This window comes from Alphaproteobacteria bacterium, from assembly GCA_030740435.1.
GTDB lineage: Bacteria > Pseudomonadota > Alphaproteobacteria > UBA2966 > UBA2966.
Window position 1 is genome coordinate 1 of the sequence record JASLXG010000164.1, and the last position, 8,159, is coordinate 8,159.

Here is an 8,159-nt window from a genome sequence, read left to right on the forward strand (position 1 = left end):
ACATCTGGAAGGGGATCGCACCCCGGTGGGGCGCCCGGTCTTCAAAACCGGTGAGGGGCGCCAAGCGTGCCTGGTGGGTTCGACTCCCACCCTCTTCCGCCATTTGCCACCACCATGCGGGGAGGCTGCCATGGACGACCAGGTCGTGCGCCTGACGACGCTTTCACACGGCGGCGGTTGCGGCTGCAAGATCGCACCCGGTGTGCTCGCCGAACTGCTCGGCGAGCTGCCGGCGGGCTTTCGCGATCCGGCCCTGCTGATCGGCACTGAGACCGGCGACGACGCCGCTGTCTACCAGATCAACGAACATCAGGCGGTGGTGGCGACGACCGACTTTTTCATGCCCATCGTCGACGATCCCTATGACTTCGGCCGCATCGCCGCCAGCAACGCGCTCTCCGACGTCTACGCCGTCGGCGCCAAGCCGATCCTGGCGCTGGCGCTGGTCGGCATGCCCATCGACAAGCTGCCGCTGGAGGTCATCCGCGGCATCCTGGCGGGTGGCGCGGCGGCCTGCGCCGAGGCCGGCGTGGCCATCGCCGGCGGCCACTCCATCGACGCGCCCGAGCCCATCTACGGCCTGGCCGCGGTGGGGCTGGGCGATCCCGCCACCATCAAGCGCAACATCGGCGCCCGGCCCGGCGACCTGCTGATCCTGGGCAAGCCCCTGGGCGTCGGTATTCTCAGCGCGGCGCTACAAAAAGGTGCGCTCGAAGCGCTTGGCTATGACGAGATGATCGCCACCACGACGCGGCTCAACAGCATCGGTGCCGATTTCGCCGCCTGGCCCGGCGTCCACGCCATGACCGATGTCACCGGCTTCGGCCTGCTGGGGCACTTGCTGGAGGTCTGCCGGGGTTCCAACCTGGGCGCGGTGATCGAGGCCCAGGACTTGCCGCTGCTGCCGACGGCCCGGGCCTTGGCGGAATCCGGCACCAACACCGGAGCGGCGGGGCGAAATTGGGCGAGCTACGGCCACGAGGTGAGGCTGGCGGACGAACTGCCGGTGTGGCGGAAGAACCTGCTATGCGACCCGCAAACCAGCGGCGGCTTGCTGATCAGCGTCGTCGCCGACCAGGCCCCGGCGGCGCTGGCGCTGTTTCACGATCAGGGCTACCAGGGCGCCGCGGTGGTGGGCCACATCGTCGAGGGAGCGGCCCGGGTGACGGTGGTTTGAAAGCCTTTCTCGTGGCGTCGCCAGCGGTGTAGGCTGGGAGCAGGGCGACTTTTCGACTTCACCAACTGCCGGAAAACAGAAATGGTCCGTCTAGCCGACTTGCCGGAAGGCTCGCGCGAACATCTGGCCAAGCTGCCCTGTCGCAGCTACGACAGCGCGCCCTGGGTGGCGGGGCCGCCGCTGGGCCAGCGCCGCGTCGCCATCATCTCGACGGCCGGCCTGCAGGTACGCGGCGACCGGCCCTTTGGGCTGGGGGCCGACGACTACCGGGTGATCCCGGGCGACACGCCCGGCGCCGATCTGATCATGAGCCACGTCTCGACCAACTTCGACCGTTCGGGCTTTCAACAGGACCTCAACGTCGCCTTCCCCATCGACCGCCTGCGCGAGATGGCGGCCGACGGCGAGATCGGCTCGGTGGCCGATTTCCATTATTCCTTCATGGGCGCCACCGACCCCGACCTCTACGAAGGCCCGGCCCGGCGCCTGGCTGAACTGCTGAAGAAAGACAACGTCGATGCGGCGCTGCTGGTGCCCATATGACCCTTTTGCACGCGCGCCGTGGGCGGGCTGGCACACTATCTCGAGGACGAAGGCGTGGCGACGACGCAGATCAGCCTGATCCGCGAGCACTCGGAAGCCATGAAACCACCGCGGGCGCTGTGGGTGCCATTTGAACTGGGCCGGCCGCTGGGCGCACCGGGCGACGCCGCTTTCCAGCGCCGCGTCCTGGCGGCGACCTTGGCGCTGCTGGAATCCGATTCCGGGCCCCAACTGGTCGATCACCACGAAGAAGCGCCCCCGGCGCACGCCGAGGACAGTGAAGGCTGGGTCTGCCCCATCAACCTGCCGGCGCCCGAGGCCGCCGCCGATGACGATCTCGGCGCCGCCATGCTGGTCGAGCTGAGCCAGATGGCGCCCTGGTACGACCTTGGCCTGCGCCAGAACGAACGCACCACGGTGGGTGCCAGCGGCCTCGAGATCGAGGCGGCGGCGCGCTTCGTAGCCTCGTTTCTGGCCGCCCAGCCCGACCCCAGTCCCAACCCCGAGTTCGGCCCCGCCGACATGCTCAAGCTGGCCACCGAGGACATCAAGGCGTTCTATTTCGAGGCCGCGCTGTCACAGCCGGGCAGCGCCTCCAGCGCCGAGGTGAACGAGTGGTTCTGGGGCCAAACCGCCGCCGCCAAGGTTTATTTCGCCTTGCACCCGGTGCTGGCCGGGAGCCCCGACAAGGCGCTGAAAACCTTCGCCATGGCGCTTCTCATCCCACGTTCGCAAGCCCACCGGATCGCGGGCTGAGGCGATGAGCAAACCCCGCACCTGGGACGACATACCCGGCGAAACCGTAACCCCCGGCCACAGCCGCCAGGCTTTTCGCGGCGACAACCTGATGGTGGTGCGCAACCTCGCCGAGCCCGGCGTCGGTGTCGAGATGCACAGCCATCCCCACGAACAGCTGGTCTATATCGTGCGCGGCCAGCTCGAGATGCACTGCCGTGGCGAGGTCCACATCCTGGGCCCCGGCAGCCTCTACCACATCCCCGGCGGCGAGGCCCACGGCGGCGCCCCGGTGGGCGACGAGCCCTGCGAGATCATCGATATCTTCTCGCCCCAGCGCGAGGATTTCGCTCACTTGGTGACCTACCAGGACGAAGACTGAGCCGGAACACACGTCGTGAAAATCGGATTCATAGGGCTGGGCATCATGGGCGCGCCCATGGCCGGGCATCTTCTCGATGCCGGCCGAGCGCTTTGGCTCTACGACTTGGCGCCGCTGCCGCCCGAGCTGCTCGGGAAGGGCGCTACCGCTTGCGCCAGCAACCGCGAGGTGGCTGAGGCCGGCGACCTCGTCATCGTCATGGTGCCCGATACGCCCGACGTCGAAGCCGTGCTGTTCGGGCCAGACGGCGTCGCCCAAGGCCTCGATCCGGGCAAGACCGTGGTCGACATGAGCACCATCTCGCCCACCGCCACGCAGCGCTTCGCCGGGCGGATCAACGAACTGGGCTGTGATTACCTCGATGCCCCGGTCTCGGGCGGTCCCGTCGGCGCCCAAAAGGCGGCGCTGACAATCATGGTTGGTGGCCCGGCCCAGGCCTTGGAGCGGGTGCGACAGCACTTTGAGATCATGGGCAAGACCATCACCCACATCGGCGAGCAAAACGGCGCCGGCCAGATCTGCAAGGCGGCCAACCAGATCATCGTCGGCATCACCGTCGAGGCCGTGGCCGAGGCCCTGGTCTTCGCCGCCAAGGCGGGCGCCGACCCGGCCGCGGTGCGGGCTGCCCTGCTGGGCGGCGCGGCCGGCTCGCCGATCCTGGAGCTGCACGGCCAGCGTATGCTGGAGCGCAACTTCGAGCCTGGGTTCAGGACCGAACTGCAGCAAAAGGACCTGGCCATCGCCCTCGATACGGCGCGCGAGCTGGGCCTCAGCCTGCCCGCCACGGCCAACGCCCAGCAGGTCTTCAACGGCACCAGTGCGGCCGACGCCAAGGCCGACCACAGCTCCGTCGTCAAGGTCATCGAGGCCCTGGCCGGGCATGTCTTGAAGACATGAACGAGCCCAGGCTGGCGCTGCTGCACGGCGACCGCAACGGCATCGGGCCGGAGTTGGTGGCCAAGCTGCTGGATGCGGGCTGTTCGGGGGCGCGCCTGATTTGCCTCGGCGACCCCGAGGTCTTCGCCGAGGGCCAAATGGTGGCCGGCACGGACTTCGACCTCGCCGGGCTGGCCGCCGTCGAGGCGCTGCCGGGTCAGGGCAGCGAGCCTGGCCGGGCCACGGCCGCTTCCGGCGGCGAAATTCTGGCGGCGCTGGGCCGCGCCGTCGAGCTGGCCCACGCCGGCCACATCGGCGGCATCGTTTTTGCGCCCCTGAACAAAGAGGCCATGCACCTGGGCGGCCTGGCCCATGAGGACGAAGGCCGCTTCCTGGCCCAGGCTTTCGCGGCCACGAAGGTGGGCGAGATCAACGTGTTGGAGGAACTCTGGACGGCGCGCGTGACCTCGCACGTGGCACTCAAGGACGTGGCCGGGCTGATCGACCAGGCCGGCGTTTTGGACACCATCGTGTTCATTGATGCGGCACTGAAAGCCGCCGGCGTCGAACGGCCGCGCCTCGCCGTGGCCGCCCTCAATCCCCACGCCGGCGACGGCGGCAACTTCGGGCGCGAGGAGATCGAGGTCATTTCCCCGGCCGTCGCGCAGGCTCGGGACCAGGGCATCGAGGCCCAGGGCCCATTGCCCGCCGACACCGTTTTCGTGCGCGCCCGGGCCGGCCAGTTCGACGCCGTGGTCACCATGTTCCATGATCAGGGCCAGATCGCCATGAAGCTGATCGGTTTCGAACGCGGCGTGACGCTGCTCGGCGGCCTGCCGGTGCCGGTGACCACACCGGCCCACGGCACGGCCTACGATATCGCCGGCCAGGGCCAGGCCAACCCGGCGGCGCTCAGGGCGGCCTATGAGCTCTGCCGCACCATGGCAGCGAGCAACAGGGAGAGCAGCAGATGAAACTTGCAGACAAAGTGGCAGTGGTTACCGGCGGTGCCCGCGGCATCGGCCGCTCCATCGCCCAGCGCTTCGTGAACGAGGGCTGCCGGGTGATGATCGGCGACGTGCTGGAGGAGCAACTGGCGGAAACTGTGTCGGAGCTCGGCGAGAACGCCGCCGGCATCGTCGCCGACGTCTCGCAAAAGGCCGATTGTCAGCGCCTGGTCGACGAATCCGTGGCCCGCTTCGGGCGCCTCGACGTTTGCGTCAACAACGCCGCCATATCGCGCACCGCCTCGATCCTCGATCTCAGCGAAGAGGACTTCGACGCCGTCATGGGCATCAACATCAAGGGCGCCTTTCTGGCCAGCCAGGCGGCGGCACGGCAGATGGTCGAGCAAGGCGATGGCGGCGCCATCGTCAATCTCTCTTCGATCAACGCCATCGTCGCCATCCCAGGCCAGACCGCCTACACCATCTCCAAGGGCGCCATCCACCAGCTCACGCGCTCGAGTGCCATCCAGCTGGCGCAGCACGGCATCCGGGTCAACGCCATCGGTCCCGGCACCATCGATACCGAAATGGCGGCTGGCCTGTTGGCCGACGCCAAAACCAAGGAAAAAATCATGTCGCGCATTCCGCTGGGCCGCCTCGGCGGCACCGACGAGATAGCCGCCATCGCGCTCTTTTTGGCTTCCAACGAATCGAGCTACGTCACCGGCGAAACCATCTACGCCGACGGCGGCCGGCTCTCGCTGAATTTGACGCTGGGGCCCGATGAAAGGGGGCCCGGGGCATGACGGCCCCCATCGGCTTCATCGGCCTCGGTCTGATGGGCAGCGCCGCGACGAAATACCTGGTGGCCGAGGGCTACGCCGTCACCGGCTACGACATCGTCGCCGACAAAGTCACGGCGGCCCAGGCCAATGGTGTGAGGCCCGCCTCGTCGCCGGCCGAGGTGGCTCGGGAGAGCGACATCGTGATCATTTGCGTCACCTCGACGGCGGCGGTCGAGGAGGCGGTGTTGGGCCCCGGCGGCGTCGTCGAGGCCGGCACGGCCGACAAGGTGCTGGTCGATATCTCCACCACCGAGACCGACAAAACCCGCGAGATGGCGGCCCGCCTGGCCAGCGACGGCGGCGCTATGAAATGGGTCGACGCGCCGGTTTCGGGCGGCCCCCCGGCGGCCGGCACGGGAAAGCTTGCCATCATGGCCGGCGGCGACGAGGCGGCCATTGCCCAGGTCTCGGGCGTGATGAACGATCTGGCCGCCAGCTTCACCCACATGGGGCCGGTGGGGGCGGGCCAGATCACCAAGATGATCAACCAGGTGCTGGTGCTGACCAATTATTGCGTCCTGGCCGAGGCGCTGCGGCTGGCGGAGAAGGGCGGCATCGATGCGGCCAAGATCCCGGCCGCCCTGGCGCCCGGGCACGCCGGTTCGAACATGTTGCAATCCATTTACCCGCGCATGCTGGAGCGCGACTTCGCCCCGGCCGGCTACGCCCGCCAGGTGCTCAAGGACCTCGACATGGTGCACGACCTGGCCAAGGCGCTAAAGGCACCGACGCCCATGGCCAGCCAGGCGGCGGCGCTGTTTCGCCTGCTCGTGGCGCGGGGTCACGGCGAACTCGACGGCATCGCCGTGCTCAAGCTCTACGACGACGAGCCGGTGTAGTCTCCCTCTCGGTCTCTGGTCCGGGCGCAATATCAGCGGTTGCCAAAAGGGCGGTTTTGAACCAAACCCGACTCAACCGGGCTGTCGCAATTTGCCGGCGATACAGGCTGCAAGCATTTACCGAGTGGCAACATGTCGCATTCCTAGGATTGTCGGGGCGTGTATGCGCCCATTCTGGGAGTGGGCCCTACCTTCCCGGCTCGGCTTGATACTTGCGGTTTCGGGGAACATGCCGGCGAACTTCGCCAGACGCATGCCGCCGTTATGATTAGCGTCGGAGAGCCTGGGGCAAGCGCTATGGCGTTTCGTTCTCGGCAGCCCCACTCATGACGTCGGCGTCCTCGGCGCCCGCTTTGTCGGCCGCCTCTTTGGCCAAACGGAGGGCACGCAGCTTCGCCACATGTTCTGCTTTCTCCCGCCGCGCTTTTTCCCTTTCGTTGAGGATCTGCTTATCTTTCTTCTGGGTAGCGGTGAACTGTTTCTCGGTCCTCGATTTTGATGACTTCCACATTTCGGAAATCCTCTGCTTCGGTTCGAGGCATCACGGGCGAGTATTTCCATCCCGTGGCGCGGGCGGGTCCGCCCGCAGGCTGGTTCGCAAGGTCGGCGCCAGCAGATCCTATCTGGATCGGCGGTCCGGGAGAAGGATTGACGATGGGGGCTCGCTGGCCGTTTGTATGAGGGGACTGCGCCACATCCAAACACCGGCCCTCCGGTATTGACGGTGGCCGCTTGAAGGCCCCTACTCGAACGATACCATGGCGGTTCACCATGAGGATCCGTGCCTTGCCCGAACGCCCGTCGAACGGGCGCAAAAGAGACGTTGAGTTGGGAGCCGTTCGAAAGCTCCTTGGGCGCCTCCTCTGTGTTGTTGGAGTTCATAACAGCCAAATCCTAGATGCCTCTTTCGGATTCGGTCCCGGCAGCACGGTCCAAAAGCTGCAGTGCAAACGTTGTGGAATGATAACCACTCGACGAGGATGAGGGTGGGCAAGCTGGCGTGATTGACAGCATATCGATTTGGGCCCATCGTCGCGGCGCCGGACGTCTCGGAGAACGAATACAAAATCGCCCATCGCGTCCGTCCCGAGGCAGATGATTCGCGCCCCATTTTTATGGAGGTATTCGGATGGATATGGAGAAGATCAAACTGGGATTGTGGGGCGCCGCTGGCGGTGCAGTGTTGAGCAGTACAACCGGGATCCGGAGAAGGATCGGAAATTAGCAGAAATGAAGAAAATCGATTCCTGGAGCAGAAATGACTACGTCGAGAAACAGGGGTAGGCCACGATCCCTGGAGAAAAAAATCCTGACAGCACTGTGGCACGGAAGTGTGCCGACCTGCTTTCACAGCTTGCCGGGTAGACACGTTCGGGCCAAGGACGTGACCTGCAGCGGATCTATCTGGAGACCATAGATCGGATTCTGGGCGGCGGCATGAACAAACTGATCATCGACAATGACAATAAGAGCGGCTCGGGCGTGGTGCCTTATCTGCCCCTGCCCGAATTGCAAAAGCGGCCGGGAGGCGGACAATGAGCAGGCGCACCCTGGCTATCCTGGGAATTCTCGTCGCCGTCGTCGGCATCACCGCCTTCGGCGCCCTCTATACCGTGCACCAGACCCAACAGGCCCTGGTCATGCAGTTCGGCAAGGTGCAGAGCGTGGTCACCATGCCGGGTCTGAAGGTGAAAATTCCCTTCATCCAGGACGTGATCTTCGTCGACAAGCGCATCCTGGCCTACGACGCCCCGGCCGAGGAGATCATCGCCTCGGACCAGAAGCGCCTGGTGGTCGACAGCTTCCTGCGCTTCC

At 66.2% G+C, this 8,159-nt stretch carries 10 protein-coding genes and 1 tRNA gene; 10 read left to right on the forward strand and 1 reads right to left on the reverse strand.

The window, feature by feature from the left end; all coding sequences use genetic code 11:
- Positions 1 to 6 precede the first annotated feature (6 nt).
- The 9 genes from QGG75_16585 to QGG75_16625 all read left to right on the forward strand — a co-directional run bounded on the left by QGG75_16585 (position 7) and on the right by QGG75_16625 (position 6,344).
- Positions 7 to 102 (forward strand) — tRNA-Sec (locus QGG75_16585).
- Positions 103 to 130: 28 nt separating this feature from the next.
- Positions 131 to 1,177, forward strand: coding sequence for a selenide, water dikinase SelD (gene selD, locus QGG75_16590; protein ID MDP6068851.1), 1,047 nt, complete (start codon positions 131 to 133; stop codon positions 1,175 to 1,177).
- 81 nt (positions 1,178 to 1,258) lie between these two features.
- Positions 1,259 to 1,720 carry a glycine/sarcosine/betaine reductase selenoprotein B family protein gene (locus QGG75_16595; GenBank protein ID MDP6068852.1) on the forward strand — a complete coding sequence of 154 codons (462 nt, stop codon included), beginning with the start codon at positions 1,259 to 1,261 and terminating at the stop codon, positions 1,718 to 1,720.
- 18 nt (positions 1,721 to 1,738) lie between these two features.
- Positions 1,739 to 2,476: a hypothetical protein gene (locus tag QGG75_16600; GenBank protein ID MDP6068853.1), complete on the forward strand. Its 738-nt coding sequence runs from the start codon at positions 1,739 to 1,741 to the stop codon at positions 2,474 to 2,476.
- Between the two features lie 4 nt (positions 2,477 to 2,480).
- Positions 2,481 to 2,837 (forward strand): cupin domain-containing protein, encoded by a 357-nt coding sequence (locus QGG75_16605; GenBank protein MDP6068854.1) that lies wholly within the window; start codon positions 2,481 to 2,483, stop codon positions 2,835 to 2,837.
- 15 nt (positions 2,838 to 2,852) lie between these two features.
- Positions 2,853 to 3,734, forward strand: coding sequence for a 2-hydroxy-3-oxopropionate reductase (locus tag QGG75_16610; protein MDP6068855.1), 882 nt, complete (start codon positions 2,853 to 2,855; stop codon positions 3,732 to 3,734).
- Positions 3,731 to 4,687 (forward strand): 4-hydroxythreonine-4-phosphate dehydrogenase PdxA, encoded by a 957-nt coding sequence (locus tag QGG75_16615; GenBank protein ID MDP6068856.1) that lies wholly within the window; start codon positions 3,731 to 3,733, stop codon positions 4,685 to 4,687. The genes QGG75_16610 and QGG75_16615 overlap by 4 nt, the downstream gene beginning before the upstream one ends.
- A complete protein-coding gene (locus QGG75_16620; GenBank protein MDP6068857.1) occupies positions 4,684 to 5,466 on the forward strand; it encodes a 3-oxoacyl-ACP reductase family protein in 783 nt (260 codons plus the stop codon). The genes QGG75_16615 and QGG75_16620 overlap by 4 nt, the downstream gene beginning before the upstream one ends.
- Entirely contained in the window at positions 5,463 to 6,344 is an 882-nt protein-coding gene (locus QGG75_16625) for an NAD(P)-dependent oxidoreductase (GenBank protein ID MDP6068858.1), read from the forward strand. The genes QGG75_16620 and QGG75_16625 overlap by 4 nt, the downstream gene beginning before the upstream one ends.
- Before the next feature lie 295 nt (positions 6,345 to 6,639).
- Here the strand turns inward: QGG75_16625 and QGG75_16630 are convergent, their stop codons facing one another.
- Positions 6,640 to 6,855 (reverse strand): hypothetical protein, encoded by a 216-nt coding sequence (locus tag QGG75_16630; protein ID MDP6068859.1) that lies wholly within the window; start codon positions 6,853 to 6,855, stop codon positions 6,640 to 6,642.
- 1,024 nt (positions 6,856 to 7,879) lie between these two features.
- Here QGG75_16630 and QGG75_16635 point away from each other — a divergent pair.
- The coding region (locus tag QGG75_16635; protein MDP6068860.1) for an SPFH domain-containing protein at positions 7,880 to 8,159 on the forward strand (280 nt) is incomplete at its 3' end.

What these genes read in the sequence shown, in the direction of transcription:
- QGG75_16595 (MDP6068852.1), top strand. Translation starts at nt 1,259, where the DNA reads ATGGTCCGTCTAGCCGACTTGCCGGAAGGCTCGCGCGAACATCTGGCC.
- QGG75_16625 (MDP6068858.1), top strand. Translation starts at nt 5,463, where the DNA reads ATGACGGCCCCCATCGGCTTCATCGGCCTCGGTCTGATGGGCAGCGCC.
- QGG75_16620 (MDP6068857.1), top strand. Translation starts at nt 4,684, where the DNA reads ATGAAACTTGCAGACAAAGTGGCAGTGGTTACCGGCGGTGCCCGCGGC.
- QGG75_16630 (MDP6068859.1), bottom strand. Translation starts at nt 6,855, where the DNA reads ATGTGGAAGTCATCAAAATCGAGGACCGAGAAACAGTTCACCGCTACC.
- QGG75_16615 (MDP6068856.1), top strand. Translation starts at nt 3,731, where the DNA reads ATGAACGAGCCCAGGCTGGCGCTGCTGCACGGCGACCGCAACGGCATC.
- selD (MDP6068851.1), top strand. Translation starts at nt 131, where the DNA reads ATGGACGACCAGGTCGTGCGCCTGACGACGCTTTCACACGGCGGCGGT.
- QGG75_16605 (MDP6068854.1), top strand. Translation starts at nt 2,481, where the DNA reads ATGAGCAAACCCCGCACCTGGGACGACATACCCGGCGAAACCGTAACC.